Annotated in this window: 24 protein-coding genes; 10 read left to right on the forward strand and 14 right to left on the reverse strand. The window is 68.5% G+C overall.

Annotated elements, in window-relative coordinates; genetic code table 11:
• Positions 1-2: 2 nt before the first annotated feature.
• Both WG922_RS05770 and WG922_RS05775 read right to left on the reverse strand, forming a co-directional pair.
• On the reverse strand, positions 3-677 hold the full coding sequence (locus WG922_RS05770) for an isochorismatase family cysteine hydrolase (protein WP_340281316.1): 675 nt from the start codon (positions 675-677) through the stop codon (positions 3-5).
• A gap of 170 nt (positions 678-847) precedes the next feature.
• A complete protein-coding gene (locus WG922_RS05775; protein WP_340281317.1) occupies positions 848-1,777 on the reverse strand; it encodes a LysR family transcriptional regulator in 930 nt (309 codons plus the stop codon).
• A 162-nt stretch (positions 1,778-1,939) separates the two neighbouring features.
• On the opposite strand from WG922_RS05775, the gene WG922_RS05780 reads away from it, so the two are divergent.
• The 5 genes from WG922_RS05780 (at position 1,940) to WG922_RS05800 (ending at position 7,087) form a co-directional block, all read left to right on the forward strand.
• A complete protein-coding gene (locus WG922_RS05780) occupies positions 1,940-3,208 on the forward strand; it encodes a carboxylesterase family protein (RefSeq protein WP_340281319.1) in 1,269 nt (422 codons plus the stop codon).
• Positions 3,209-3,256: 48 nt separating this feature from the next.
• Positions 3,257-5,233 (forward strand): flavin-containing monooxygenase, encoded by a 1,977-nt coding sequence (locus tag WG922_RS05785; protein ID WP_340281320.1) that lies wholly within the window; start codon positions 3,257-3,259, stop codon positions 5,231-5,233.
• 55 nt (positions 5,234-5,288) lie between these two features.
• Positions 5,289-6,263, forward strand: a complete 975-nt coding sequence (locus WG922_RS05790) for a Bug family tripartite tricarboxylate transporter substrate binding protein (protein ID WP_340281321.1) — start codon at positions 5,289-5,291, stop codon at positions 6,261-6,263.
• A gap of 275 nt (positions 6,264-6,538) precedes the next feature.
• Positions 6,539-6,775, forward strand: coding sequence for a hypothetical protein (locus tag WG922_RS05795; protein WP_340281322.1), 237 nt, complete (start codon positions 6,539-6,541; stop codon positions 6,773-6,775).
• 90 nt (positions 6,776-6,865) lie between these two features.
• The gene (locus WG922_RS05800; RefSeq protein ID WP_340281323.1) at positions 6,866-7,087 is read left to right on the forward strand and encodes a hypothetical protein; all 222 of its coding nucleotides are present in this window, start codon (positions 6,866-6,868) and stop codon (positions 7,085-7,087) included.
• A 35-nt stretch (positions 7,088-7,122) separates the two neighbouring features.
• Here WG922_RS05800 and WG922_RS05805 read toward each other — a convergent pair whose 3' ends face one another.
• The 4 genes from WG922_RS05805 to acdA form a co-directional block, all read right to left on the reverse strand.
• Positions 7,123-7,968 (reverse strand): NUDIX hydrolase, encoded by an 846-nt coding sequence (locus WG922_RS05805; protein WP_340281324.1) that lies wholly within the window; start codon positions 7,966-7,968, stop codon positions 7,123-7,125.
• A gap of 83 nt (positions 7,969-8,051) precedes the next feature.
• The gene (locus WG922_RS05810; protein ID WP_340281325.1) at positions 8,052-9,041 is read right to left on the reverse strand and encodes an oxidoreductase; all 990 of its coding nucleotides are present in this window, start codon (positions 9,039-9,041) and stop codon (positions 8,052-8,054) included.
• A gap of 162 nt (positions 9,042-9,203) precedes the next feature.
• Positions 9,204-10,232 (reverse strand): NADPH:quinone oxidoreductase family protein, encoded by a 1,029-nt coding sequence (locus WG922_RS05815; RefSeq protein ID WP_340281326.1) that lies wholly within the window; start codon positions 10,230-10,232, stop codon positions 9,204-9,206.
• Positions 10,233-10,252: 20 nt separating this feature from the next.
• Positions 10,253-11,458: a 3-sulfinopropanoyl-CoA desulfinase gene (gene acdA, locus WG922_RS05820; RefSeq protein WP_340281327.1), complete on the reverse strand. Its 1,206-nt coding sequence runs from the start codon at positions 11,456-11,458 to the stop codon at positions 10,253-10,255.
• 254 nt (positions 11,459-11,712) lie between these two features.
• Here acdA and WG922_RS05825 point away from each other — a divergent pair, with 254 nt between their 5' ends.
• The gene (locus WG922_RS05825; RefSeq protein ID WP_340281328.1) at positions 11,713-12,960 is read left to right on the forward strand and encodes a CaiB/BaiF CoA transferase family protein; all 1,248 of its coding nucleotides are present in this window, start codon (positions 11,713-11,715) and stop codon (positions 12,958-12,960) included.
• Positions 12,957-14,039, forward strand: coding sequence for a CaiB/BaiF CoA transferase family protein (locus tag WG922_RS05830; RefSeq protein ID WP_340281330.1), 1,083 nt, complete (start codon positions 12,957-12,959; stop codon positions 14,037-14,039). The genes WG922_RS05825 and WG922_RS05830 overlap by 4 nt, the downstream gene beginning before the upstream one ends.
• Here the strand turns inward: WG922_RS05830 and WG922_RS05835 are convergent.
• Positions 14,036-15,031 carry a LysR substrate-binding domain-containing protein gene (locus tag WG922_RS05835; RefSeq protein WP_340281332.1) on the reverse strand — a complete coding sequence of 332 codons (996 nt, stop codon included), beginning with the start codon at positions 15,029-15,031 and terminating at the stop codon, positions 14,036-14,038. The two genes, WG922_RS05830 and WG922_RS05835, sit on opposite strands and share 4 nt — an antisense overlap.
• Before the next feature lie 75 nt (positions 15,032-15,106).
• On the opposite strand from WG922_RS05835, the gene WG922_RS05840 reads away from it, so the two are divergent.
• A complete protein-coding gene (locus WG922_RS05840; protein WP_340281333.1) occupies positions 15,107-15,916 on the forward strand; it encodes an IclR family transcriptional regulator in 810 nt (269 codons plus the stop codon).
• Positions 15,917-15,964: 48 nt separating this feature from the next.
• Here the strand turns inward: WG922_RS05840 and WG922_RS05845 are convergent, their stop codons facing one another.
• Both WG922_RS05845 and WG922_RS05850 read right to left on the reverse strand, forming a co-directional pair.
• A complete protein-coding gene (locus tag WG922_RS05845; RefSeq protein ID WP_340281334.1) occupies positions 15,965-16,939 on the reverse strand; it encodes a Bug family tripartite tricarboxylate transporter substrate binding protein in 975 nt (324 codons plus the stop codon).
• Positions 16,940-16,987: 48 nt separating this feature from the next.
• A complete protein-coding gene (locus tag WG922_RS05850; RefSeq protein WP_340281335.1) occupies positions 16,988-17,995 on the reverse strand; it encodes an acrylyl-CoA reductase family protein in 1,008 nt (335 codons plus the stop codon).
• 467 nt (positions 17,996-18,462) lie between these two features.
• Here WG922_RS05850 and WG922_RS05855 point away from each other — a divergent pair, with 467 nt between their 5' ends.
• Positions 18,463-19,617, forward strand: coding sequence for an acyl-CoA dehydrogenase family protein (locus WG922_RS05855; protein ID WP_340281336.1), 1,155 nt, complete (start codon positions 18,463-18,465; stop codon positions 19,615-19,617).
• A 173-nt stretch (positions 19,618-19,790) separates the two neighbouring features.
• Here the strand turns inward: WG922_RS05855 and WG922_RS05860 are convergent, their stop codons facing one another.
• The 5 genes from WG922_RS05860 to WG922_RS05880 form a co-directional block, all read right to left on the reverse strand.
• On the reverse strand, positions 19,791-20,723 hold the full coding sequence (locus WG922_RS05860) for a Bug family tripartite tricarboxylate transporter substrate binding protein (RefSeq protein ID WP_340281337.1): 933 nt from the start codon (positions 20,721-20,723) through the stop codon (positions 19,791-19,793).
• A gap of 399 nt (positions 20,724-21,122) precedes the next feature.
• The gene (locus tag WG922_RS05865) at positions 21,123-21,446 is read right to left on the reverse strand and encodes a 2Fe-2S iron-sulfur cluster-binding protein (RefSeq protein WP_340281338.1); all 324 of its coding nucleotides are present in this window, start codon (positions 21,444-21,446) and stop codon (positions 21,123-21,125) included.
• Positions 21,447-21,507: 61 nt separating this feature from the next.
• Positions 21,508-22,701 carry a PAS domain-containing sensor histidine kinase gene (locus WG922_RS05870; RefSeq protein WP_340281339.1) on the reverse strand — a complete coding sequence of 398 codons (1,194 nt, stop codon included), beginning with the start codon at positions 22,699-22,701 and terminating at the stop codon, positions 21,508-21,510.
• Positions 22,688-23,392 carry an MEDS domain-containing protein gene (locus WG922_RS05875; protein WP_340281340.1) on the reverse strand — a complete coding sequence of 235 codons (705 nt, stop codon included), beginning with the start codon at positions 23,390-23,392 and terminating at the stop codon, positions 22,688-22,690. Before WG922_RS05875 ends, WG922_RS05870 begins: the two co-directional genes overlap by 14 nt.
• A gap of 197 nt (positions 23,393-23,589) precedes the next feature.
• Positions 23,590-25,104: a CoA-acylating methylmalonate-semialdehyde dehydrogenase gene (locus WG922_RS05880; RefSeq protein WP_340281341.1), complete on the reverse strand. Its 1,515-nt coding sequence runs from the start codon at positions 25,102-25,104 to the stop codon at positions 23,590-23,592.
• Positions 25,105-25,267: 163 nt separating this feature from the next.
• On the opposite strand from WG922_RS05880, the gene WG922_RS05885 reads away from it, so the two are divergent.
• Positions 25,268-26,245, forward strand: a complete 978-nt coding sequence (locus WG922_RS05885; RefSeq protein ID WP_340281809.1) for a LysR family transcriptional regulator — start codon at positions 25,268-25,270, stop codon at positions 26,243-26,245.
• Positions 26,246-26,286: the final 41 nt, after the last annotated feature.

The raw sequence follows: 26,286 nt of genomic DNA on the forward strand, positions 1-26,286 counted from the left end.
TCTCACCGGCCGCGGTCGATCATTGCGACGATGTCCTCGGTGGTCCGCACGTCGCCGAAACACTGCGCGATGGTCTCGAGCGAGCGTTCGTGCACGTCCTCGTAGCGGGCGGCATTGGCGTCAGACGGAAAAACCACCTTGTAGTCGTGCATCGCAGCGTCGCGGGCCGAACTCTCGCAGCAGATGTTGGTCAGCGTGCCGGCGATGATGACGGTGTCGATCCCCTTGCGGTCCAGATGCTCCATCAGCGTGCAGGCTTTCGACAGGAAGGCGCTGAACCGATCCTTCGGCAGCACCGTATCGGCTGGATCGACCTGCAGTTCCGGCCACAGCTCGGTTCCCTCGCCCGTGGGCGAGAGGTCTGCCAGGATGGCCTCGACGGCGTCCGGCCGGGAAACGAGGTCTCCCAGATAGACCGGCCAATGCGCCTTGGACGCGATCTTCATCTGGATCCAGAACACCGACCCGCCCGCGCGGCGCAGGCTCGCGGCCAGCGTGTTGATGTTCGGAACGATCGACCTCGCAGAATCGACGGACAGGATTCCGCCCGGCTTGCAGAACGCGTTCTGCATATCCACGACCACCAGGGCCGTGCGGGCAGGATCGAGCGTGTCGTAGATGGGAACCTGCTCGCGCCGGCGAAGGATGCCATCCTGAACACGGGGAGTGAAAGCCATGGCGGAGACCCTTCCTATGCCGCGAAGAACCACGGACAGACGTAAGTTTCAGATGAAACCATACTAGTCGGGTCGCGCGCGATGTCAACGCTGGTTTCCGAGTAGGGGCCGATCCGGACACCCTGGAACGCGGCACCTGCACGCCGTCATCGGCGAGGCGAGTCGCGGGCTCAGCCGTTCCCCGTGCGGGACAGCGTGCCCACGTGCGCATGCAGCACATCGACGAATTGCTGCGCCGCCGGCGACAGCGAGCGCCCTTCCTTGACCAGCACGTAGATGTCGCGCGACACGCGCGGCCCGATCAAGGGGCGCGTCACCAGGTCCGGGTCGCGGGAGTAGCGCACGTAGGCCGCGGGCATGAGCGAGGGCCCCATGCCGCACGACGTCATCCACAGGGCCGTGGAGAGCAAGGACACCTCCCGTGCCACGTTGAGCCGGATTCCCGCCCGCGCAGCGGACTGGTCGATCAGCGGCCGCACGCCGAAGCCCGGCCGCACGGTGATCACGGCAACGCCGTCCAGATCCTTCCAGCGCACCGACTTGCGCGCAGCCATCGGGGAGTCCGCGCGGCAGACCACGCTCAGGTGATCGCCGACGAGGCGCTCCGTACGCACGCCCTCCTCCGCCCGGTCGGGCGTGCCGATGCCGAAATCCGCGTGCTCGCCGATCAGGCGCGCGACGAACTGATCGGGCGCGCTGTCGTCGACGTTGACGTAGATGTGCGGATGCAGCTGGCTGAACTCGCGGATCACCGGCGGCAACAGGACTTCGGCCAGGGTCGGCGTGCAGGCCACGATGACGCGTCCGCGGCGCAGCGCCGACACGTCGTCGATGCCGGCGCTCAGGGAGTCGATGTCGCGCAGTACGCGCTGCGCGATCTCGATGATGTCGTTGGCTGCCGGGGTGGGCTGCAGCGAGCGCGTCGTGCGGTCGAACATGCGCACGCCGAGCTCCTCTTCCAGCTGGCGGATCAACATGCTCACCGCGGACTGCGTGACGTAGAGCTGGGCTGCCGCCGCGCTGAGGCGCCGCAGCTTGTAGACCGCCACGAAGGCGCGCAACTGCTTCAAGGTCAGCCCGGTCACGCGGTCTTTATTCATCAGGTCATTTTATGGATGGTTGAATATTTGTCGATTTACGAATGAACGGTTCTCGACTTCAATAGGTTGGTTCCTCATTCGTTGGCGCCCCTGCCCCTCCCGTGAACCACACAACCGCTCGCTCCGCTCAGCAGTTCTACGCCGCAGCCCCGGCACGTCCGCATGCGTGAAATCGTGAAGCTGCAGCTTGGCCCGGCCACCTTGACCGGGATCCAGCGTCCGGGCGTGGCACGGTTCGGCGGGCTCCGCTACGCACGTGCGCCGGTTGGCCAACTGCGGTTTGCGCCGCCCGTGCCGGCGCCTTTGCAAGGCGGGGTGGACGCGACCGGCATCGGCCCCATCGCGCCCCAGCTGCCTTCACAGCTTTCCCACGTGATGGGCCCCTGCGAGGCGCCGCAGTCCGAGGACTGCCTGCACCTGACCGTCTGGACTCCTGGCGCGGATGCGGAGCAGCGCCCCGTCGTCGTGTGGTGCCACGGGGGCGCCTGGCAGAACGGCGGCGTGCTGGACTGGTACGACGGTGAAGCGCTGGCGCGCCGCGGCAACGTGGTCGTCGTGGCGGTGAACGCCCGCCAGGGTCCCCTGGGCTGGCTGCTGGCCGAGGGCGGCGTGGCCAACGTCGGCCTGCTCGATCTGAAGCTCGCCTTCCAGTGGGTTTCGCAGCACATCGCGGCCTTCGGCGGCGATCCTGCACAGGTCACGGCGATGGGGCAGTCCGCGGGCGGCGTCAACATCGCGGCCTTGCTGATGGACGGGGACCCGCTGCTGTTCCAGCGCGCGATTCTCCAGAGCGCGCCGCTGGGCCGCAGCTTCCGCTCGGCCGCCGCCGCGCTGTCGATCGGCAAGACGCTGCTGCACGCCGCAGGCGCGCCCGATCTCGAGCAGGCGCGCGCCCTGCCGGTGCAGGCGCTGCTGCGCGCCCAATCGGCCCCGGAGGTCACTGCCGCGGTGCGCGCGCAGGCCGATGGTCACGGCCTCTTTGGCCCGGTGCTGGATGGCCAGACGGTGGCGCGGTTTCCCACACCCCTGGCGTCCGCGGCGGCAACCCGGGTCGATGTCCTCGCAGGCTGGAACCACGACGAGATGCGCGCCTTCACGCCGCCCGGCACACCGGCGAGCGACGAGCAGACGGAGCAGCGCTTTGCGGCGCCGGCGCGCCAGTGGGCAGCGCAGGCGGCGCACGCCGGCCGCTCGGCCTGGCTCTACCGATTCGACGGCCCACCGGGGCTGCCGCTGGGCGCCTGCCATTGCGCGGAACTGCCCTTCGTTTTCGGCACGGTCGATGCATTCACGTCGGCCCCGATGTTCGCGGGGATCGACCCCGCCGATGCCCGCCGCCTCACGCACGACATGCAGGGTGCCTGGCTCGACTTCGTGCGTGGCAAGCCCCTGCAGTGGGCGCCGAGCCCGCAGGTCCACGTCTTCGCGTGAGTCCGTTCACCCTCTTCCTTTGTTAAACGCCCCAGCCGAGACAATCCCATGCGACTGAAAGCAGGAGACCTGCCCACGATGTCCGAAGACGAAACCCTTGCTGCGTTCGACCGCGTGCAGCCGCTCGTCGCCTCCGACGCCGAGATCGAAGCCGCCGTGCGCGATGCCGACCTTCCCGCGCTCCTGGCGACCCTGGCGATGCTGACCCAGGATCCGGCGCTGCTCGCGGACGAGCTCAAGCCGCCGTCTCCGTCGATGACCGCCCGCATCGCGCCGCAAGGCGGCATGTCCGCGCAAGCACAGGCCAGGGGCCGCGCATTGGCGACACAGGCCTTGATCCGTTATCGCGACGCGGGCTGTCCCGCCGCTCCCACACCCCCGCAGGAATGGCTCGACCGGATCGTGAAGTTCCTGATCCGCCCCGGCCATGACGAGCTGATGGACCTGCTGCGCCACGAGGTCAACGTTCCGGACGACCGGGGCGCCCCCGGATGGCACGTGCGCGACTTTCCCCACGCAGCAGGCGTGAAGGTGGCGGTGATCGGTTCGGGCTTCGCGGGCCTGGCCGCGGCGTATCGGCTCAAGCAGGCCGGCCTCGATTTCACGCTGTTCGAGAAGAACAGCGAGATCGGCGGCGTCTGGTGGGAGAACACCTACCCGGGGTGCCGCCTGGACACGCCCAACTTCGCCTACAGCCTCTCGTTCGCGCAGAAGCAGGACTGGACCCAGCAGTTCTCGCAGCAGCCCGAGATCCTGCGCTATCTCCTCGACGTGTCCCGTCGCGCCGGCATCCGTGAGCACATGCGCCTGAACACCGAAGTCGAAAAGCTGGAGTTCGACGAGGCGCGATCGTCCTGGAAGGTGACGGCCCGTGCTTCCGACGGCAGCGCGCACGTCGAGCACTTCAACTTCGTCATCACCGCCATGGGACTCCTGAACCGGCCCCATATCCCCGACTTCCCGAGAATCGCTTCCTTCAAGGGCGAGATCGTCCACTCCGCCGCGTGGCGCAAGGATGTGGACGTCCGTGGCAAGCGCGTCGCGCTGATCGGAACGGGCGCCAGCGCGTTCCAGATCGGTCCCGAGATCTATTCCCGGGTGAAGCAGTTGTACGTGTTCCAGCGCAACCCCGCCTGGATGCTGCCGACGCCCACCTACCACGACGACCTCAAGCCGGGAATGCAGTGGCTGCTGAAGCACGTCCCCTACTACGGCCGCTGGGTTCGCTTCTGGCAGTTCTGGATCGGGGTGGAAGGCCGTCTGCACCTGGTGGAAGTGGATCCGGCCTGGAAGCACGAGGTGTCGATCAGCGCAGGCAACGAGGCGCTGCGCCAGGAGTGCCTGGTCGAGCTGCAGAAACAGTACGTCGATCGCCCGGACCTGCTGCAGCACGTGATCCCGAACTATCCCCCGGGAGCCAAGCGCATGCTGCGGGACAACGGCACCTGGCCCGAGATGCTCAAGGCCGAACAGGTCGGCCTCGTCACGCAGGAGATCTCGCACCTGACGGAGGACGCCATCCACACCAAGGACGGCAAGTCCTATCCGGTGGACATGGTCATCTGCGCCACCGGGTTCAAGGCGGCCGATTTCCTCTACCCCTTGAAGGTGACCGGCCGCGGCTCGCAGGACCTGCACGCGTACTGGGAGGGGGATTGCCGCGCGTACCTCGGCATTTCGGTGCCCGGGTTCCCCAACCTGTTCATGACCAGCGGCCCGAACACCGGCGTGGTAGTCAACGGCAGCGCCATCTGCTCGGCCGAGTACCAGGTGGAGTACACGATGCGCGCGCTGCGCCACGTGCTGAGCCACGGGTTCAAGGCGGTCGATTGCCGGCCGGAGCCCTATGTCCGCTACAACGCCTACATCGACCAGGGCAACGAAACGAAGGCATGGGCCGTTGCCAAGACGACCAGCTGGTACAAGAACAAGAGCGGGCGCGCCGCACAGACCTGGCCGTTCGGCATGCTGGAATACTGGAACCTCACATCCGAGTTCAAACCTGAGGACCACGTGCTCTCGTGAGCTCGAGGTTTGCTTCCCCGTCACCCGACCAACCAATCCAATCCCAAGGAGACATATGTTCAGATCAGCCATCCGATCCGTCGTCGCGATCAGTCTCGGCGCGTTGATGACGACGCTCGCTGCCGCCCAGGACTATCCCGACAAGCCGGTCAGGTTCGTCCTGCCCTTCCCGCCGGGCGGCTCGGCCGACGCAGTCACCCGGGAGCTTGCCGAGAGGCTCCAGGCCAAGGGCAACGGCACCTTCCTGATCGAGAACAAGCCGGGTGCCGGCGGCAACCTGGCCACGGGCTACGTCGTCAAGTCCCCCAACGACGGCTACACCATCCTGGTGGGTGTCACCGGCGCGATGGTGATCAACCCGGAGCTCTACCCCAACCTGGGGTATCGCCCGGAAACGGACCTGACCGGCATCTCGATGCTGGCGCAGGCGCCCGTGGCGATCGTTGCCAGCCGCGAGTCGGGGCTGACATCCATCAAGGAACTGGTCCAGCGGGCGAAGGCAAAGCCCGGCGAGCTGTCCTATGCCACCAACGGCGTCGGCACCAGCCACCACCTCGCGGGCGAGCTGTTCAAGCAGAAGGCCGGCATCTTCATGCTGAACATTCCGTACACCGGCACGCCAGGCGCCCTGCAGGACATCGCAGGCGGACGGGTGCAGGTCGGATTCCTGGACCTCACGGCCTCCCTGCCGCTGATCAACTCGGGACGGATCGTCGCGCTGGCCACCACGGGAAGCAAGCGGCCTTCCGCACTGCCGAACGTTCCCACCGTGGCCGAGGCAGGGTATCCCGACTACGAAGCCATGACCTGGATTTCGCTGGTCGCCCCCAAAGGAATGAAGCGCGAGCAGATCGACAAGCTCAACGGAATGATCAACGCCGTGCTGGCGGAAGAGTCCTTCAAGAAGAGCACCGCGGCCAAAGGCATGGAAGCCGTCGGCTCGACGCCGGATGCCCTGCAGAGCTTCGTCACCACCGAAGCAGAGAAATGGCGCGGCGTGATCCGGGGCGCCGGCATCCGCATCAACTGATCCCGCTCGCACGTCGCAAGACGTCCGGGTGAGCGATTCACTTGAGGGGGCGAGCTGCAGCTCGCCCCCCTTTTTTGGCGCGGCGTACAGGCGCCAAGCCGCGGCAGGATCGACGACGGGAAGCGCAGCATCCCGTAACGGAAGCGACATGGCGTGCAGCCGCACCGAATTCGGCGGGCTTCTCCGACGCCAGTTCGTCCCGGCCTCGTGGGAGGGTCGGAGGCGCCGCCAGCCAAGCCGTCTGGCGATGTTCCGTACTGAGCCAAAGGATTTCCATGAGACCACTTCTCGCTGTCCTCGTCGTCCTCCTGTTGTCCGCCTTCGGCGGGTACTCAAGCACCGAAGCCAACACTTCCGAGTACCCCGACTGGTTGCAGATGAAGCCGGGCTACGCAGAAGCGTGCATCAGCGGCGGCGGCTGTGTGCCGATGACACAGGCCGAGCTAAGGGACCTCGTTGCACAGGTCACGCACCGCACGCTGCAGGCATGTCGCCGGCCATTGACTATCTGATCCGGGTTCTTGCTCTCACCGGGCGTCTTGCGCCGCCGGGAACGCCGTGTCGCCTACTCGGGTCTACCGGCTTTCGCTCGGAGAAGCTTCATGTCCACACATCCTGATGAGTTTGGCGGCACGGCCCAGAGATTGCTTGAAAGCGCCATCGAAAGCTCTGAAGCGCAGTTGGCCGAGGCAGAGCGCCTCGTCAAGGAGCGGTTCCGTAACGTGAGCGGCGACACCCGCGCCCAACTGGTTGTCGCAATGGCCCATGTGATCGCGGCCAACTTCGTGGCCGCGGCCACTATTCGCAACCTTCCGAAAGGTTGAGGGACCGGCGAAACGCCGACGAACGCCCAGCCGCCTCAGCCCGGCCGCGGCACCGCCGGCGCGTAGCGCCCGTCCACGAAGAACAGCCGCGTGGGCCCCGGCATCACCCGCTCTCGCTGCGGGTGGAGTTCGTCGCCGGGGTACACCACCATCCTGTGATCGCCCTCGCCCAGCGGCACCGGCCGCACGACATACGGGCGTCTGCCGTGCGCCGCTGCAATGACGGACGCCACGTCCATGAACGTGGCGATGTGGGTCAAGGTCATGAACTGCGGCGGCAACAGCTTGATCTCACCGCACGCGAAGCGCCTCAGGGCCTCCTGCGGGGTGAGCCACACCGCCTCGCTCGATTCGCCCACGTCATGGCGAGCCAGTTGGCCCTCGGGTGCGGCGCACACGAAGAACCGCGTGTCGAAGCGACGGCTCGAGGTGAACGACGCGGCCGGCGTGATCCAGCGCGACCAGGGCACCAGTGTCGACAGCCGCAGGTCGTAGCGGCGCACGATGTCCGCGAAGGGCTCTGCGCGTTCCACCGCGACGGCGCAAGCCCCCTCGCACGACGCGCTCTCGGCAAGCAGGATCCCGGCGTCTTCGTAGGTCTCGCGCACTGCCGCCACGTACAGCGCCACCGCCTCGTCCTCCGAGAGCTCCGGCTCGCCAAGGGCGTCGCGCAACGCACGGGGGCGCTCGTGGCACAACGCTTCCTCCAGCAGCGCGTCGCCGCTCTCGACCTTGCCGCCGGGGAACACGTAGGCGCCGCCGTGGACCGCGAGCCCCACCTGGCGGCACAGCATCAGGACCTCCAGCGAACCCGCGCCATCGCGCACGACCACGACCGTCGCCGCGGGTGTGGGAGGTGGGGCGCCGGCGTGCATGTTCATGGCGGGGGCGCGGGCGTCAACACCCTCGGCACCCGCTGCAACGCCGACCATGCGTGTGCGGCCCCCACGCGGTGCCTCCCCCATCAACCGCCGATGCGCACGACGCACCGCCCCTTCCCGCGGCCGGCGATCAGGTCGTCGAAGACCGGCGGCAGGTCGGCGAAATCGACCGTGCGGGTGACCTGCTCGAGGCAGGTCGGCTTGAGATCGGTGCCGAGCCGCTGCCAGACCTTGGCGCGCGTGGGAAATCCCATGTAGCCCGAGTCGATGCCCAGCAGGCTCACGCCGCGCAGGATGAAGGGGAACACGCTGGTGTGCAGCTCCACGCTGGCGGCGTTGCCGATGCTCGCCACGCAGCCGGCCTGGTGCATCGTCGCGAGCATCCAGTGCAGCACGGCGCCTCCGACGTTATCGACCGCGCCTGCCCATTGCCCGGCCTCCATCGGCCGCGTCTGGTCCAGCTTCAGCTCGTCCAGGGGCTGGATGCGCGCAGCGCCCAGCCTCTTGAGGTAGTCCGCCTCCTGGCTCTTGCGCGTCAGTGCCACGACCTCGTACCCCAGCCGCGAGAGCATGTTGATCGCCAGGCTGCCCACGCCGCCGGTGGCGCCGGACACCACCACGGGGCCCTTGCCCGGCGTGAGGCCGTTGTCTTCCATGCGGACGACGGCGAGCCCCGCGGTGAATCCGGCCGTTCCCAGCGCCATGGCTTCGAAGGGCGTCATCCCGGGCGGCAGCGGCACGGCCCATGCGGCCGGCACGCGCGCCTGCTCGGCGTAGCCGCCGTGGTGCGCCACGCCGATGTCGAAGCTGGTCGCGATGACCTTGTCTCCCGGCTTGAACGTCGGATCGAGGCTCTCGGTCACCTCGCCCACCATGTCGATGCCGCCCACGCAGGGAAAGCGCCGGATGATTTTGCCGGCGCCGGTTGCCGCGAGCGCGTCCTTGTAGTTGACGCTCGAATAGAGCACGCGCAGCGTGAGTTCTCCGGCGTCCAGCTGCTGCGGGTCGAGCTCGGCCCAGCGGCCGCGGGCCTTGCCGCTGGCGGCGTCCTTGTCGATGAGATAGGCCTTCATGGTGTTCTCCTTGATGACGATTGACTCGGCATGCGCGCGTCAGGGCACGCACCTGCGGCGATCGACAAGCTTCGCTCTCCGCGAACGAGGCGGCAAGACCCCGGTGCGCACCGCAGCCGCGCGGCCCGGGCGCTTGCCCGGGCGCTGCGGCATGCCTTCCGGTCACGCATCGGGCGCGCCGGAAGGAGCAGCCTCAGCGCCGGCGTCGGCTGGCGCAGTCAAGACCACCTTCCCGACGACCTGCCGATCTGCAAGCGCGCGCATGGCCTGCACGGCCCGCGACAGCGGTTCGGTGCGTGCCACCACCGGCCGCACCTTTCCTTCGGCGCACCACGCCAGGATCTGCTCGAGGTTGGCGCGCGCCTGCGGCCAGAACCGGTCGCGCCACACGTCGTAGCGGATGCCCACCACGTCGTAGCCCTTGACCAGCGGATGGTTCATCCTGAGCTCCGGAATGCGCCCGGCCGCGAAGCCCACCACCAGGTAGCGTCCGTCCCAGCCCACGGTGCGCACGGCTTCGTCGAACACGTCGCCGCCGACCGGATCGAACACCGCCTGGATGCCCCCCGGGCCGGCGAGCTCCAGCACCCGCTGGCGCCAGCCCGCCTGCGTGTAGTCGATGCTGGCGGACGCACCGTGCCGCAGCGCGAGGTCGCGCTTGTCCTGCGTGCTCGCCCCCGCGATGACGTCTGCGCCCATCGCGACGGCGATCTGCACTGCTGCAAGCCCCACGCCGCCGGCCGCGCCGAGCACCAGCACCCGCTCGCCCGCCATCAGCCGTCCGCGCTGCTTGAGCGCGTACAGCGCGGTTCCATAGGCCGCGGGAAGCGCCGCCGCATGCACCATCGACGTTCCGTCCGGAATGCGCAGCACGCGTTCGGCATCCAGCACGATGGCCTCGGCGAAGCCGCCCGCGCGGTCGTCCGGCACGCCGAGCACGTGGTCGCCCTCGCGCAGCTGCCCGACGCCCTCGCCCACCTGCTCCACCACCCCGGCGACCTCGGCCCCGGGCGTCCACGGAAGGGGCGGCCTGGTCTGGTGCTTGCCCTGCACCTTCAAGGTGTCGGCGAAGTTGACGCCGGCCGCGCACACGCGCAGCCGCACCTCGCCGCGCCCGACTGCCGGGAGTTCCGTGTCCTGCCACCGCAGCGCTTCCAGCGGCGCATAGGCCTCGCAAACGATCGCTTTCATGGCGGCCCCTGTGCCGTGCATCACGCGGGGCTGCGCTGCGCGAGCTCGGCGTAGCCGGTGCGCGTCTGCGGCAGCTTCATGCCCAGGATGGCGCTCGCCACCTGCGTGCGCAGGATCTGCGCGGTGCCACCGGCGATAGTGAACATGCGGGCGTCGCGCACGTGGCGCTCCATCGGAAGGTTGCGGCCATAGCCGCTCGAGCCGAACATCTGCAGCGCGTCGCTGGCCACCTTGAACGCCATCTCCGCGGTGAAGATCTTCGCCTGCGCGGCTTTGTCCATGTCGGGAAACTCGCCGCCGCTGAGCGCCGCGCGCCACAGCAGCAGGCGTGCCGCCTCGATCTGCACGGACATGTCCGCCAGCATCCATTGCAGCCCCTGGAACTCCGCGATCGGCCGGCCGAACTGTTCGCGCGACTTGACGCGGGCGATCGCCTCTTCGAAGGCGCCCTGCGCAATGCCCAGCGCGACGGTGCCCGCGCCGACGCGCTGCGCGTTGTAGGCCGCCATCAGCGAAGCGAACCCGCGCTTGAGGCCCTCCGGCGGCATCAGCAGCATCGACTTGTGCACCTGCAGGTCCCTGAAGTGGAGGTGCGTCTCGGGGATGCCGCGCACGCCCATCGCGTAGATGCGCTCGCCCACCACGAAGCCGTCGGGCTTGCTGCCGTCGCGCACGACGATGAAGCCGCCGATCCCCTGCTCGACGCCGTCGTCGAATACGCGGGCGAACACCAGGTGCAGCCGGGACACGCCGCCGCCGGTGATCCAGTACTTCTCTCCGTTGAGCACGTAGTGGTCGCCCTTGCGGTCGGCCCGCGTGGCCATGGCGGTGGCGGCGCTGCCCGTCTCCGGCTCGGTGATGCACAGCGCCGGCTTGTCGCCGGATTTCAGCAGGTCGGCCGCCAGCTGGAACTGCTCTTTGGTGCCGTACTTGCCTATGGCGCCGACGCAGCCCATGCTGGCATCGACCGTGATGCGACCCATGGTCGCGCAGGCCTTGGAGACCTCCTCGATGACCAGCACGGCGTCGAAATACGACAGCCCCATGCCGCCCATGTGCCTGGGCAGGGTCATGGTCATGAAGCCGGCGTCGCGCAGCAAAGCGACCTGGTCCCAGGGGTACTCCTCCGTCCGGTCGATCTCTGCGGCCTTGCCGGCGAAGTGGGTCTGGGCGAGTTCGCGGGCACGTTGCTGCAGTGCGCGCTGTTCGGGGGAGAGTTCAACCATGAGGACCTCGAAGCGGTTGGCCGCAGGCTTCCCCATCCGGGTGCTGCGGGCGACGTGGGGCTTGCCGCGGCTCAGTGTAGGTGCGGCCTTTCGCGCGTGGAATTCCGCAAATCCGAAGAGAGCGTTAGCCCCAGCGGAATGCGCAGCTGCGCACGACGTTCGGCAGAGCCGAAGGGCGCGTTCCGAGAATGCGGATTCATCTCGCGCGCGTGCCCTGACAGAATTTCCCCGCAATGACAGGAAGTGAATCCCGAATGAACACGCACGCAACCTCCACCCCGTCAGCGCCGAGCGGGCCGCTGACGGGCTACCGCGTCCTGGAGCTGGGCTCTACCGCGGCGGGCCCGTTCTGCGCGCGACTGCTCGCCGATTTCGGCGCGGAAGTCATCAAGGTCGAGGCACAGGAGGGCGACACCATCCGCGAGCTGGGCCACACGGTGCAAGGCAAGTCCCTCTACGCGGCCTCCATCCTGCGCAACAAGAGGATCATTTCGCTGAACCTGCGCACCCCCAAGGGCCGCGAAATCCTCACCCAGCTCATCCCCGGCTTCGACATCGTCGTGGAGAACTTTCGCCCGGGCACGCTGGAGAAGTGGGGGCTGTCGTACGAGACCTTGACGCGCTTGCGGCCCGAGCTGGTGCTGACCCGCGTCAGCGGCTTCGGGCAGACCGGCCCTTACAGCGCCCGGCCGGGGTACGGCGTGATCGGAGAAGCCATGAGCGGGCTGCGCCACCTCATCGGCGACGCCGACCGGCCGCCCTCGCGCGTGGCGATGCCCCTCACCGACTACATCACCGGGCTGTATGCGGCGCTGGGCACCGTGATGGCGGTGCTGGCCCGCGAGCGCACCGGCAAGGGCCAGTACGTCGATGCCAGCCTGCTCGAATCGGCGTTCAGCTTCATGGAAGCGCACGTGCCGGCGTTCGAGAAGACCGGGGAGATCGGGATGCGCTCGGGCCCCAAGCTTGCCAACAGCGCGCCGAATACCCTCTTTCCCACGCGCGACGGAACCTGGATCCACATCGCCGCACTGGCCGACGCCGTGTTCCGGCGCCTGACCACCGCCATGGGCCGACCCGAGCTCGGGACCGATCCCAGGTTCGCCCTGCAGGCGCCGCGCAACCAGAACGAGGCGGAACTCGAGCGCATGATCACCGACTGGACGATGGCGCACGACGCGGCCGAGCTGAAGGCGAAGCTCGAGGCGGCCGAGGTGCCCGCCACCACCATCTACACCGTCGCCGACATCTTCCAGGACCCGCACTTCAAGGAGCGCGACATGCTGGTGCCGACGCCCGACGACGACCTCGGCTCGGTCACGCTCGCCGGCGTCGTTCCCAAGCTCTCGGCCACGCCCGGGCGCATACGCTGGTCGGGCCACCGGCTGGGCCAGGACACCCGCGAGGTGCTGCGCGAACTCGCCGGCCTGACCGACAGCGAACTCGACGCCCTCCAGGCCGAAGGCGTGATTTCCTGCGACCCGCAGAAGGCGCTCCGGTGACCGGCATCCTCCGCGGCCTGCGGGTGGTGGAGTTCGCCGCCATCGGCCCGGTCCCCTGGACGGGCATGCTGCTGGCCGACCTCGGCGCGAGCGTGGTCCGCATCGAGCGACCGAACAGCGCAGCGGAGCGCGACACGCTCGGCGCCGTGCGTCGTGGGCGCCTGCAGGTGGAACTCGACCTCAAGTCGCCCGAGGGGCGCGAGGCGGCCGGCCGGCTCATCGCCCAGGCCGACGTGCTGCTCGAAGGGCTTCGCCCCGGCGTCATGGAGCGCCTGGGGCTCGGCCCCGACGCGGCGCTCGCACTGAACCCCAAGCTGGTCTACGGCCGCATGACCGGCTGGGGACAGGACGGCCCGATGGCGCAGCAGGCCGGCCACGACATCAACTACATCGCGCTGTCCGGCGCGCTGCACGCCATCGGCGGCAAGGACAAGCCCGTGCCGCCGCTGAACGTGATCGGCGATTTCGGTGGCGGCGCGGCCTTCCTGGTGATCGGGCTGCTCGCGGCGCTGTGGCAGGTGCGCGCCGGCGGACGCGGCCATGTGGTGGACGCCGCCATGGTCGATGGCAGCGCCACTTTGATGGCCATGATCTACAGCCGCCTGCTGATGGGCCAGTGGACGGACCAGCGCGCCAGCAACCCGCTGGACGGCGGCGTGCCGTGGTACGACACCTACCGCACCGCCGACGGAAAATTCGTCGCGGTGGGCGCGCTCGAGCCGCAGTTCTATGCCGAACTGCTCGAACGGCTCGGGCTTGCGGGCAGCGTGCCCGACCGCGCGGATCCGCAGAACTGGCCGGCGATCCGGCAGCGTTTCGAGGAGGTTTTCGCGGGACGCAGCCGCGACGAATGGGCCCGACACTTCGAGGGCAGCGACGCCTGCGTCTCGCCGGTGCTGTCGCTCGTGGAAGCGCCCCACGACGCGCACCTGGCGGCCCGCGGAACGTTCGTGGCCTGGGGCGGCGGGCATGTACCGGCGTCGGCACCGCGCTTCGACGGCGAGCGCCCCGCGGTGGCCGTCGAGTCGCGCAAGATGTCTCTCGACGACGTGCTGGCCCAATGGGCCCAGGCGCGTTAGCCGGCGGTGTGTGTAGGCAGGGGGGCGACCCCGCCTTCGGGCGCCTCGCTCGCGGTTGGGGGCCGAGGCGGCGCGCCATTGCTCTGCGCAGAAGCCTGCATGCCCACGAGCGTATCGACGAAGGCCCGTGCGCAGAGCGGGAGCGCGTCGAGGTCGCGGTAGATGATGTGCCGCTCGCGCAAAGACCACGCGTCCGAGAGCTGCACCACCTGCAACGGCATGCCGGCACGGATGTAGCGCGTGACACAGCTCTCGGGCAGCACGCCCACGCCGATGCCGATGCCGACGGCGATCATGCTGCACATCGTCTCGTAGCTGCTCATCAGGACCTTCATGGTCAGCTTGCGGTTCAGGAGACTCGCCTGCTCCGTGATGTAGCTTTGCAGCGTGCTCTCGCGGAAACCGACATGCGGAACATTGAGGCACTCCTCGAAGCTCAGGGTGCCGCGCTCGCCGAGCGGATGTCCTTTCGGCACCACCAGCACCAGCCGGTCGGTGGTGAACAAGCGGCTCTGGAGGTCCCCCGCATCGAACGGGCCGGGGACGGACAGCACGCCGATGTCCGCCGCACTGTCGAGGACCCCGCGCACGACCTCGCGCGTGTTGCGCTCCTGGATGTCCACCGTGACGCTCGGCCGATCCTTCATGAAGGCGGCGAGAACCGGAGGCAGGGTCTCCGTGATGGGGGTGGTGTTCGCGAAGATCCGGAAGTGGCCGACGCTGTCGCTGGACAGCGCCATGAAATCGTTGCGCACGTGCTCGACCTGCCGCAGGATGGCCCGCGCGTGGCGCTGCAGCATCTCGCCCGCATGGGTCAGCGCGAGGCCGCGGCTGTCGCGGTAGAAGAGGCGGGCGTTGAGCTGGTTTTCCAGCGCCTTCAGGCGGCTGCTGGCCGCGGCCGGTGACAGCGACGCTGCGCTGGCGCCGCGGGTGAGGTTCTTGCGCTCGGCGAGGTGAAGGAACAGCCGGAGATCTGCGAGGTCGAAGTGCAAACCGGGATCCTTCAGCGTAGAGGTTGCATCCTGCGCAGGATTATAGAAACGCACCCTCGCCCTACACTGCCGACCATGGCCGCACTCACCAGAAACCAGGTCATCGCTGCCGCCGCAGGAACCCTCGAGGTACTCGAGGCGCTGGGGCGTGCCGAAGGGCCCATGACGCTCGCACGGCTGGTGCAGGCGACGGGCAGGCCCAAGGGGACCGTGCACCGGATGGTTTCGACACTCGTGAACACGGGTTTCGCCACCTACTCGCGCGCCTCGGGCACCTACGCGCTCACGCTGAAGGCCTGGTGGATCGGCTCCAGTGCCCTGCGCGATTTCGACCTCGTGCACCTGGCGCGGCCCACCCTCGACCGGCTGCGTTCCGAGTCGGGCGAAACGGTGCACCTGGCGGTGCTCGAGCCGTCCGCAGAGATCGTCTACGTCGCCAAGGTCGTCAGCCCCAAATCGATCGCGGCGCAGACGCGCCTGGGCAAGCTGAGCCCGTCGTGGTGCACGGCCACCGGCCGTTCGCTCCTGGCGCATCACGCCGTTGCGACCGAGCGCGTGCTGTCGGAACCGCTGGAGCAGCGCACGCCCCGCACCGTCACCGACGTGCACGAATTGCGCCGCCTGCTGGCCCGCGTTCGCCATGAGGGCTACGCCGTGACGCGCGGCGAGAACCACCCCGAGATGGGCGGCATCGCTGCCCCCATTCGCGACCACACCGGCGAGGTCGTGGCCTCGGTGGGCGTGGCCATGCCGATCTACCGCATGACGGCGGAAGTCGTGCGGACCACGATTCCCCACGTCCAGCAGGCCGCCGACACCATCTCGCGGGACCTGGGCTATCGCCTGCCCGCGGCGTCCGGCGCGCGCGCGGCGCTCCAGACGTGAAAGGGGGCGACCTGCGTCGCCCCCTGCCCTTCATCGTGCCGGCACCCGTCAATCGAGCTTGGCGCCCGAGACCTTGATGCGTTCTCGCTGCAGGGGCCGGTCGGCGGCGATGTACTTGACCGCTTCGTCCGCTGTCGATCCGATGGGCTCCAGGCCGACCGGCTCCAGGTACTTGTCCTGGTACTCCTTCTCCTGCACGACCGCCTTGGCCGTGGCTGAGAGTTTCTCGAGAACGTCGGGGGGCGTGCCGGCGGGGGCGGACAGCATGATGATGTATTCGGCCCCGATCTCCTGCAGGCCGAGTTCGCGGAAGGTCGGCACGTTCGGAATCGACTTGATCCGCGAGCCGGCCCCCACGCCGATGATGCGCAGCCTGCCGCTGGTGTGGTGGGGCAGGACGTTCGAGAAGCCGGTGAAGGCCGCATCGACCCGCCCGGCGATCAGATCCTGCAGCAGCGGCGGCGAGCCCTTGTAGGGCACGTGCACCCACTCGAATCCGGCCTTGGTGGCCAGCATGGCCGCCGGCAGGTGGGTCACACCGCCGACGCCGGCCGATCCGAACTTCACCTCTTGCCCGGCCTTGCGGGCCTTGACGTCCTTGAGGAATGCGGTGAACGACTCGGCCGGGAACTGCGTCGGCACCGCGAGCGCCACCGGCACCCGCACCAGGATGCTCACCGGCAGCAGTTCGGTGTCGGGGTTGTAGTTCAGGGACTTGTAGAGAAACTGGTTCTGGGTGATGGGCGCCTCGGTGGAGATCAGGAGCGTGTAGCCGTCGGGCCGGGCCTTCGCCACCTGGCTCGCGGCGAGCGTCTCGCTGGCGCCAGGCTTGTTCTCCACCACGATGCTCTGGCCCAGCTTCTCCGCCATGCGGTTTCCGAGCGAGCGCGCGACGCCATCGACGGAGCCGCCCGCGGGGTAGCCCACCACGAAGGTCACCGGCTTGGCCGGAAATGCCTGCGCATGCGCCAGGCTCGACATGGCCGCGCACGCGGCAGCTATCAGGACGGTGCGTCTGTTCATTGCGTCTCCTTCATTGGTTCTCGTCTTGCGCTTTCACATCAGGCCGGATTACCTGGGTGCTTTGGATCCCACCTCGACCACCACGCGCCCCACCGAAGACACCTTGAAGAAGCTGTCCATGGTGTTGTCGAGTTCGGAGAACGGGATGGGCCGGCAGATCTTGTCGAAATCGCGCGGCTTCAGGTCGCTGCCCATGCGCTCCCAGAGCCGGCGCCGCTCGGGCATCTTCAGTTGGCGCGACACGTTGATGCCGAGGATGTCGATCGAACGCAGCACCAGCGGCAGCACGGTCGTGGTCATCTCGACGCCCACCATGCCGGCGACGGCCACCTTGCCGTGCGGCATGAGGTTGGCTGCGAGCCGGTCCAGCATCGCGCCGCCGACGTTGTCGAGGGCACCGGCGAAGGGGGGCGAGCTCACCAGCGGCGACTTGTCCTTCATGAACTCGTCGCGCGCCAGCACCCGCGAGGCGCCGATGGCCTTGAGGAACTCGGTCTGGTCGGCCTTGCCTGAGATGGCGACCACCTCATAGCCCTTGCCCGCCAGCATGTTCACCGCCAGGCTGCCCACGCCGCCGCTCGCGCCGGTAACCGCGACAGGGCCATCGCTGGGTGTGAGCCCGGCTTTCTCGAAGCGGTCCACCGCCAGTGCGGCGGTCAGCCCCGAGGTGCCCAGCCCCATCGCCTCGTACAGCGACAGCCCGGGGGGCAGCGGCACGATCCACTCGGCGGGCACGCGTGCGTAGTCGGCGTAGGCACCGTCGTGCTGCGTGCCCAGCTGGTAGTTGGTGACGACCACCTGGTCGCCTTCCTTGAACCGCTCGTCCTCGGACGTCACGACGACCCCCGACAGGTCCACCCCGGTCACGCAGGGCCGGTCGGTGCGCACGTTCTTTCCCACGCCGCGCGCGGCCATCGCGTCCTTGTAGGTGATCGCGGAGAACGCGGTGCGAATGACCACCGGACCGGGGTCGATCTGCTCCATCGTCAGCTGCTCGAACTTGCAGACCGGCTTGCCGTCGATGGTGTGGACACGAAAGGCCTTGAACGTTTCCATGGTGAATGTCGCTGTCGTGAGGGCGGGCGCCTGGGCGCCTTCCCGGTTGCTCGCCGGCTGTTCGCACGAGGCGCTCGCGCCCGGTGCCTCGCGGGTTGCCGGATAGTGAGCTTCGATTCTTGGACCCGGACCTCCCCCTGTGAATCTGGATCGCTGGAAGGCCGCATTCGGTTGACCCGAACGCCGCCTGCACCATGCGGCGCCACGGCTGGGCCGATTGCCGTTGCGCCACGCGGACCTAGGGCGGGTCAGCCGCGCACACGACAGTCTGCAATGCAGACCAAGCCATTTTTCACAAACCCTTTTCGGGTGAAAACCCTTTGACATCCCGAAAAGCCGCCTTTTAGCATCGGTCCATCGCCTGCGCAATGACCAGGTCTGCATTGCAGACCAACCAGGAGCAAAGGCACCGCGTGGCGCGCAGGTGGCGCGGCGCGCTCCCCTCTCACAGACAGCCAGGAGCAGCAGTGGATTTCGCGCTTAGTGATGACCAGCAGATGATGGTGGATGCCGCGCGGCGGCTGAACGAGAAGTTCGTGCAACCGCTGCTCGATGCGCATGACCGCTTGAAGCCCCTGCCGAAAGAGGCGGTGCTCAGCGTCATGCAGAAGGTCGCCGACCTGGGGCTCACGGCCGCACGCATTCCCGAGGAAGGCGGCGGTGCGGGCCTGAAGATGCTCGACTACGGACTGATGGTCGAGCAGCTTCCGCCGACCATCATGCTGATGGTGCAGCCGCACGAAGCCACCACCACCCGCATCTTCTTCGGCGGGTCGCCGCAGCAGCGCGAACGCTTCCTGCCCGACCTGATGGCGGGGCGCAGGATCGGCGCGACGGGCAGCACCGAGCCCGACCATGGATCGGACCCGCGCGGCATCAAGACCACCGTGACTCCGGACGGCAAGGGCAATGTCATCCTGAAGGGTCGCAAGCAGTGGATCTCGAACGCGCCGATCTGCGACCTGATGTATGTGACCTGTCGCATGCCCGACGAAGCCGGAGCCTTCAAGCCCGCCCGCGTGCTGGTCGATCGGAGCGAAACGCCGTTCGAGACGCGCGAGCTCGAGATGCATGGCCTGTGCCAGGCGCCGCTGGGCGAGGTGCTGTTCGAGAACTGCGTCGTTCCGCAGCACAACCTCTGCCCCGAGAGCGCCGATGCCGCGCGCCTGCTGACCATCACCTGGCTGGCCAACCGGCCCGCCGTGGGTCTGATGGCGGTCGGCCTCGCCCAGCGCGCACTGGACATGGCGCGCGAATATGCGGGCGTGCGCAAGCAGTTCGGCAAGCCCATCGGAGCGTTCCAGGTCATCCAGAACGACCTGGCGGACATCGAGACGCTGGTCGTTACCGCGCGCCTCGCGTGCTACCACGCCCTGGCCGCGATCGATCGCGGCGAGCGGGCCAATGGCCTGTCTGCCATGGCCAAGCGCTATGCCGTCGAGGCCAGTGAAAAGGCGATCGCCATTGCCATGCGCGTGCACGGCGCCATGGGCCTCAGCCGGGAACTCGGGCTGGAGCAGCTCGCGCGCGACGTGCGGACGCTGACCATGCCCGACGGCACCCCGGGCATCCTGGCCCTGATCCAGGGGCGGGAGCTCACCGGCCTGGACGCGTTCCGCTGACGGGCTTCACGGACCAGGCGTCCTGACGCGGCTGGTCCCCTTGCAGCTGGCGTGCCGCGTACTGCGTACTGCGTGCTGCGTACCCTTCGCTGCATGCCGCACGCGGGGCGATTGGCGGGGCAGCGGCGAAGCGGCCGGAAAGCCCCGCCCCCCGGCCGCACTGCCCGACCCGATCAGGTCACCGAAATCTTCGCCGAGGAGATGATGCGGCTGAATTTCTCGCCTTCGGACCTGATCCAGTCGCGGCTGCGCTCCATGGTCATCGTGGGATCGACGAAGTTGCCCATCTGCTCGAACTTCGACCGGATCGCCGGGTTCTGCATCACCTTGCCCGTCGCGGTGGCGAGGCGGGCCTTCACGTCCTCGGGAAGCCCCTTCGGCCCGACGAGCGCCGTCCAGGCCACGCATTCGTAGCCGGGGACGTGCTCGGCGACTGCCGGCACCTCGCGAAGGATCTCGATCGGGTCGAGCCGCCTGGCGGTGGACGTCGCCAAGGCCCGCAGCCGGCCCGCGCGGATCTGGTTGATGCACGCCGGCAGGCTGGCGAACATGAAGTCGAACTGTCCACCCATCAGGTCCTGCAGGGCGGGCGCGTCGCCTTTGTACGGGACGTGATCGATGTTGAGGTTGGCCATCAACTTGAGCAGCTCGGTCGCGAGATGGTTGGTCACCCCGCTTCCGCCGGAGCCATAGTTGAGCCTCCGCGAACGGATGGCCGCGAGCAGCTGCTCGAAGCTCTTGAATTCGGAGTCGGCCTTCACCACGAGCAGCATCGGGACGACGCCGCTCACCATGATGGTGTCGAAGTCCGAGACGGGCTTGTACCCCGCGTTGCTGTACAGGTAGGGCGCGATGCCCAGATTGCCGCTGCCTCCCCACATGAGGGTATAGCCGTCCGGGGGCGCCTTCATCACCGTCTGCGCCGAGAGCATGCTGCCCGCGCCGGGGCGGTTCTCGACGATGAAGTTCTGCCCGAGATCCTTGCCGAGTTCGTCGCAGAAGGTCCTGGCGATGATGTCGGTCGCCTGCCCTGCCGGGAATCCCACGACCACCTTCACCGGCTTGGACGGCCACTTGTCGGATTGCGCCCATCCCAGTGCAGGCATGGTTGAAAGGAGGGAAGCGCCAAGGAGCAGGCGGCGTCTGCTGAGGGTCATCGACATCGGATGTGTCTCCTGTAGTGTGCGAAGGCATCTGGGCCGACCCTGGGCGTGTCACTCCGCTTAGTCGGTCGAGCTTGGCGCAGGTCAGTGTAGGCAGGTGGTCCCTCCCGAGGAATTTCAGCTTTCCGAAGGCGGCGTTCGCCGCGGCCAAACGCAACCGTGACAGACGCTTCGGCGCGCTCGGCGGTACGGGCGGCGCGCTCGCGTGCGCGGCATTGCACCGCAGCACATCGTGTGGCGAGGCCTGCCCGTTCGCGTACAACCTGCTCAGCGGGGCCGGCGCCTGCCCGCGCGCACACGCGGACGATGGAACGTCCGCGCGGCGCTATGCCGGCCAGCGCATCAGACCTGGCGCCGGGGCAGTCGCACCGTGAGCGCCGGCAGATCCGTGGCGCCCAGGAGCTGGCAGCTGAGGCGGCTGTTGGCGCGCCGCTCGTCGGCCACGAATTCGAGCATGGCCGCTTCGTCGTAAGCCGGTGGCGGCAGCGCCTCCAGGCCCTGCTCCACATACACGTGGCAGGTGCCGCAGGTGGCGCAGCCGCCGCATTCGGCCTCGATGCCCTGCACGTCGGTCCGCAGGGCCGCCAGCATCAGCGACTCGCCTGCCGGCACCTCGACATCGCACACCGGGTTGCCGTCGGGGGAAAGAAAGGTCACGAGGGTCATGGCTGAGGGGCAGATAAAGCCCGCGATTCTCGCGCATGCATCGCCCGCGCACGTCGCGCACTCACCCCACCGGCAGCAGCACCGTGAAGCAGGTGCCCTCCTGCCGGCTCGAGGTGGCGGAGACGACCCCGCCGTGGGCGGCGACGATTTCCTTGACGATGTACAGGCCCAGGCCGACGCTGCGCTGGTGGCGCCCGGCGGCACTGCCGCGCGTGTAGGGCTCGAACATGCTTTCGAGATTGCTCGATGCAATCTCCGGACCATGGTTGTGGACGCTGATCGCCACCCGCTCCTGCGTCTGCGCCCGGCCCTCCTGCGCCTGCGCCTGCGCATCGGCCACGGTGACGGTCACCGGCGTGCCGGGGTCGCCGTAGGTGATGGCGTTGTTCACGAGGTTCGCGATCACCTGGCTTACGCGGTCGGGGTCCCAGCACACGGTGCGAGCGCGCGTGGTGCAGCGTGCGACGATGGCGCGGCCGTGGTGGATGGCGGCGAGCTCGTCGATCACTTCCTTGAGCAGCTGCTCGGCGGACGACTCGCGCCGCGTCACCGGAATGCCTCCCCCGAGCCGCGCCTGCGTGAGGTCGAGCAGGTCATGGACCATGCGACCCGCCTTCTCCGCGGACGACTGGATCAGTCCCATGAGCTTGGCGATGTTGGGGTCCAGGGTGTGCGCGCGCTGCGCCACGGCGCTGGCTCCCATCACGATGGCGGACAGCGGCCCGCGCAGGTCATGGCTCGCGATGCCCAGCAGGTTGTCCCGGAATTCGGCGGCACGCCGCGTACCGGTCTCGTCGCGCAGCACCGTGACCACCGATGCGACCAGGCCCCGGTCGTCGCGCATCGGTGCGGTGCGCACGCGCACCCAGCGCTCGCCCCCCGGCGCCGCCGACATCCGCAGGACGCGCTCGCCGCCCTCCCCGCCCCGCAGCACTGCGGTGCCAGGCAGTTCACCCGAGACATCGCTGCCGGCCTCGTCGCGGATCACCAGGGCGCCGAGCAGCTCCTCCTGCGGCGTGCGCAGCAAGGCTTCGGGCGAGGCGGCTCCCAGCATGAGCGCCGCCGGTGCGTTGGCATAGGCGATGCGGCCGGTGAAGTCCTGCACCAGGACGCCGTCGTCGCCCACGACGACCTGCAGGATGCCGTCGATCCGCTGGCGGGTACGCCGCAGCTGCTCGAAGGCCGACACCACGTCGCCGCCGGGTGACGCCGCGCGCGACGCCCCCGCATCGTCCGAGGCATCAGGCCCGTGCACGTGCGGCGGCGGCGCTGTAGCGGCTCTTCCAGCGATGCAGGAGCGCGCCCTGCCCGCGCAGTTGCTGCCACGGCTGGTAGTAGGGATTGGCCATCGGGATGCCCCGCACGTACACCAGCGGATGGGTCAGGAACATGTCCTCGACCAGCGTGTTCACGCCACGCGCGGCGTCGTAGGCGCAGATGCAAATGAAGGGAAAAGTCGGGAATATGTCCTCGTTGGCGCGCGCGTCGAAGACCATGAAATCTTCGATGCCCGGCGTACTCGAGAGGATGTAGCTGAGGTCCACCGAAAAACGCACCCGGGGGGCGCCGGCCGCCTGTGCCGAGCGGATCATGTCCTTCAGGCCGGCCGCTGCACCTTCGAGATCGAAGTGCCCCAGAGGTGCGAAGGCTTGTGATGCGGTCAGCAACGCCAGTTTGCCGCGCGCGATTTCAGCCTGGGTGTCGAAACCAAGCGCCTCCAGGCCGGCAACCACCGGCTCGATCGGCTCGTCGTGCGCCACATGCACCACCAGGTCTCCGGCGCGCAGCCCGTCGGCGAGAAAGGGCACGATGGTCTGCAGGAACTCTTCGCGGCTCCAGTACACGAGTGCGGCGTGGTCGTGGGCCTGAAGGGGGCGGGTGGTGTCGGGAGGTGGAATCCGCGTCTGGGCCAGTCGGCTCCATTCGCGGCTGTCGGACTGCTGCATGCACTGCTCCAGGAAACGCAGGAGGGGGAAACACTCGACGCGGCATGCCGCGCCGAATGGACACGGCACTTTACACGGCCCGATGTCGCCGCCCGCGTGCATCGTCACCGGGCGCTTGCATGCCCGAAGCCCGTGACGCACGCCGAACAACGTCGCGTCGGGCTGCGCGAGCGCCGGGTGCGCCGGCGCCCGCGAACTTACTTCGCCGTCGGCATCGCGAACTCGGCGCCCTTGCCGATGCTCTCGGGCCAGCGCTGCATGATCGACTTCTGCTTGGTGTAGAAGCGCACGCCCTCTTCGCCGTAGGCATGCATGTCGCCGAACAGGCTCTTCTTCCAGCCGCCGAAGCCGTGCCAGGCCATGGGCACCGGAATCGGCACGTTGATGCCGACCATGCCCACCTGCACGCGGCGCGAGAACTCGCGCGCCACGTTGCCGTCACGGGTGAAGCAGGCCACGCCATTGCCGAACTCGTGCGCGTTGACCAGTTCGATGGCGGCGGCGAAGTCGGGCACGCGCACGCAGGCGAGTACCGGCCCGAAAATCTCTTCCTTGTAGATGCGCATCTGCGGCGTCACCTTGTCGAACAGCGTGCCGCCGGTGAAGAAGCCGCCTTCGTGGCCGGACACCTTGAAGTTGCGGCCGTCCACCACCAGCTCGGCACCCTCTTCCACGCCCAGGGCGATGTAGCCCTCGATGCGCTCCAGGGCCTGGCGCGTGATGACGGGGCCCATCTCGGCGTCGGGGTTCATGCCGTTCTTCACCACCAGCTGGCGAGCCCGCTCGGCCAGCTTCGGCACGATCCGGTCGGCGGCGTCGCCCACCAGCACCGCCACCGAAATGGCCATGCAGCGCTCGCCCGCCGAGCCGTAGCCCGCGCCCACCAGCGCATCGACGGCCTGGTCGATGTCGGCGTCCGGCAGGACCACCATGTGGTTCTTGGCGCCGCCCAGGGCCTGCACGCGCTTGCCGTGTCGCGCGCCGGTCTCGTAGATGTAGTTGGCGATCGGCGTGGAGCCGACGAAGCTGATGGCGCGCACGTCGGGGTGCTCGAGCAGGGTGTCCACCGCGAGCTTGTCGCCCTGCACCACGTTGAACACGCCGTCGGGCAGGCCGGCCTGCTGCAGCAGCCGCGCCATGAACAACGACGCCGACGGATCGCGCTCGCTGGGCTTGAGGATGAAGCAGTTGCCCGCGGCGATGGCCACCGGGAACATCCAGCACGGCACCATGCAGGGGAAGTTGAAGGGGGTGATGCCCGCCACCACGCCCAGCGGCTGGCGCATCGTCCAGTTGTCGATGCCGGTGGAGACCTGGTCGGTGTAGTCGCCCTTGAGCAGCTGCGGGATACCGCAGGCGAACTCGACGATGTCGATGCCGCGCATCACCTCGCCCTGGGCATCGCTGAAGACCTTGCCGTGCTCGGCGGTGATGATCGCGGCCAGTTCGTCCTTGTGCTGGTTCATCAGCTCCAGGAACTTCAGCATGATGCGGGCGCGCCGGATCGGCGGCGTATCGGCCCACTTGGGAAACGCCTGCACGGCGCTGGCCACCGCCGCGTCCACATCTTCACGCGTGGCCAGGCGCACCTGGCGCGCCTGCTCGCCGGTAGCCGGGTTGTAGACGGCCTGGGTGCGCGTGCTGCTGCCGCGCAGCGGCGCCCCGGCGACGAAATGGGCGACTTCGCTGGAATCGGTGAAAGCTTGGACCATGGTGGATCTCGCAGAAAAAACGGGGACGGACGCAGGACACACAGGCCTGCCGGAAGCCTCGAGTCTAGGCACATGGCCGGCGCCCGCCTAGCCGCCGCAGTTGAACTCTTTGTTCACATGCGCAAACAATGCGGGCGTGAAAACCAAAATAGAAAACGCCCCGATGTGGGACCACCTGCACTGGCTCACGGTGCTGCACGAGCACAAGAGCTTCACCGCGGCGGCCGCTCGCCTGGGGGTCAGCAAGGCGGCGATGAGCCAGCACATCGCGCAGCTCGAGCGTGCCGCCGGGGTCGCGCTGGTGCAGCGCACCACGCGCAGCGTGCGCCTCACCGAAGCCGGCGAGCGCCTGGTGGAACAGACGCGCGAGTCGTTCGAGCAGATCGGCCACGCGTTCGCGGGCGTGCGCGATCTGGCGGCGGCCCCGCGCGGACTGCTGCGCGTCACCGCCCCGGTGGCTTTCGCGCGGCAGCAGCTCGTCGCGCGGCTGCCGCAGTTCCTGCAGGCATTTCCCGAGGTGCGGCTCGAACTGAACATGTCCGACCGGCTGGCGTCGCTGGCGGTCGAGGGGTTCGACCTGGCGGTTCGCCACACCAGCACGCCGCCCGAGACCCACATCGCGCAGCGCCTGACCGCAACCCGCACCATCCTGGCGGCCAGCCCCCACTACCTGCGCGAGCGCGGCGCGCCCCAGTCGCCCGAGCAGCTGCGCGCGCACGCGTGCCTGCACTACCCGCGCGCCGAAGGCACCCCGGCCTGGAGCTTCGCGCCGGCCTCTGCCGCCCGGGGGGCACGAAGCGCCGCCGGTGAGTCGGTCACCGTCGCCATCGGTGGAGCGCTCGCGGTCAACAACAGCGAGGCACTGCGCGACGCGGCGGCGGCGGGGCTGGGGATCGCCCTGCTGCCGGACTTCACCGCGCAGGCCGCGCTCGAGTCCGGAGAACTGGTGGAGGTGCTGCCGCGCTGGCGCTCGACCGGCGCCTTCGGCGACGCGCTCTACGCGGTGCGCCCCCACGCGAGCCACCCCTCCAGGGCGCTGCAGGCCTTCGTCACGCACCTGCGCCAATGGTTCGGCCAGGGATTCGCGCCACGCAGCCCGGCAGGCAATATCTTCAAAGAATCGCAACCAAAAAAAGCTTGATCGCGACGAATTGAATCACTAGACTGCCGCCATCTTTGCAA

Source organism: Ramlibacter sp. AN1015 (assembly GCF_037726105.1).
Classification (GTDB): domain Bacteria; phylum Pseudomonadota; class Gammaproteobacteria; order Burkholderiales; family Burkholderiaceae_C; genus Ramlibacter.

Bases quoted from the DNA above. Each gene is read 5' to 3' on its own strand.
- WG922_RS05770 (WP_340281316.1), bottom strand. From the start codon at position 677: ATGGCTTTCACTCCCCGTGTTCAGGATGGCATCCTTCGCCGGCGCGAG.
- WG922_RS05775 (WP_340281317.1), bottom strand. From the start codon at position 1,777: ATGAATAAAGACCGCGTGACCGGGCTGACCTTGAAGCAGTTGCGCGCC.
- WG922_RS05780 (WP_340281319.1), top strand. From the start codon at position 1,940: ATGCGTGAAATCGTGAAGCTGCAGCTTGGCCCGGCCACCTTGACCGGG.
- WG922_RS05785 (WP_340281320.1), top strand. From the start codon at position 3,257: ATGCGACTGAAAGCAGGAGACCTGCCCACGATGTCCGAAGACGAAACC.
- WG922_RS05790 (WP_340281321.1), top strand. From the start codon at position 5,289: ATGTTCAGATCAGCCATCCGATCCGTCGTCGCGATCAGTCTCGGCGCG.
- WG922_RS05795 (WP_340281322.1), top strand. From the start codon at position 6,539: ATGAGACCACTTCTCGCTGTCCTCGTCGTCCTCCTGTTGTCCGCCTTC.
- WG922_RS05800 (WP_340281323.1), top strand. From the start codon at position 6,866: ATGTCCACACATCCTGATGAGTTTGGCGGCACGGCCCAGAGATTGCTT.
- WG922_RS05805 (WP_340281324.1), bottom strand. From the start codon at position 7,968: ATGAACATGCACGCCGGCGCCCCACCTCCCACACCCGCGGCGACGGTC.
- WG922_RS05810 (WP_340281325.1), bottom strand. From the start codon at position 9,041: ATGAAGGCCTATCTCATCGACAAGGACGCCGCCAGCGGCAAGGCCCGC.
- WG922_RS05815 (WP_340281326.1), bottom strand. From the start codon at position 10,232: ATGAAAGCGATCGTTTGCGAGGCCTATGCGCCGCTGGAAGCGCTGCGG.
- acdA (WP_340281327.1), bottom strand. From the start codon at position 11,458: ATGGTTGAACTCTCCCCCGAACAGCGCGCACTGCAGCAACGTGCCCGC.
- WG922_RS05825 (WP_340281328.1), top strand. From the start codon at position 11,713: ATGAACACGCACGCAACCTCCACCCCGTCAGCGCCGAGCGGGCCGCTG.
- WG922_RS05840 (WP_340281333.1), top strand. From the start codon at position 15,107: ATGGCCGCACTCACCAGAAACCAGGTCATCGCTGCCGCCGCAGGAACC.
- WG922_RS05845 (WP_340281334.1), bottom strand. From the start codon at position 16,939: ATGAACAGACGCACCGTCCTGATAGCTGCCGCGTGCGCGGCCATGTCG.
- WG922_RS05850 (WP_340281335.1), bottom strand. From the start codon at position 17,995: ATGGAAACGTTCAAGGCCTTTCGTGTCCACACCATCGACGGCAAGCCG.
- WG922_RS05860 (WP_340281337.1), bottom strand. From the start codon at position 20,723: ATGCCTGCACTGGGATGGGCGCAATCCGACAAGTGGCCGTCCAAGCCG.
- WG922_RS05865 (WP_340281338.1), bottom strand. From the start codon at position 21,446: ATGACCCTCGTGACCTTTCTTTCCCCCGACGGCAACCCGGTGTGCGAT.
- WG922_RS05875 (WP_340281340.1), bottom strand. From the start codon at position 23,392: ATGCAGCAGTCCGACAGCCGCGAATGGAGCCGACTGGCCCAGACGCGG.
- WG922_RS05880 (WP_340281341.1), bottom strand. From the start codon at position 25,104: ATGGTCCAAGCTTTCACCGATTCCAGCGAAGTCGCCCATTTCGTCGCC.
- WG922_RS05885 (WP_340281809.1), top strand. From the start codon at position 25,268: ATGTGGGACCACCTGCACTGGCTCACGGTGCTGCACGAGCACAAGAGC.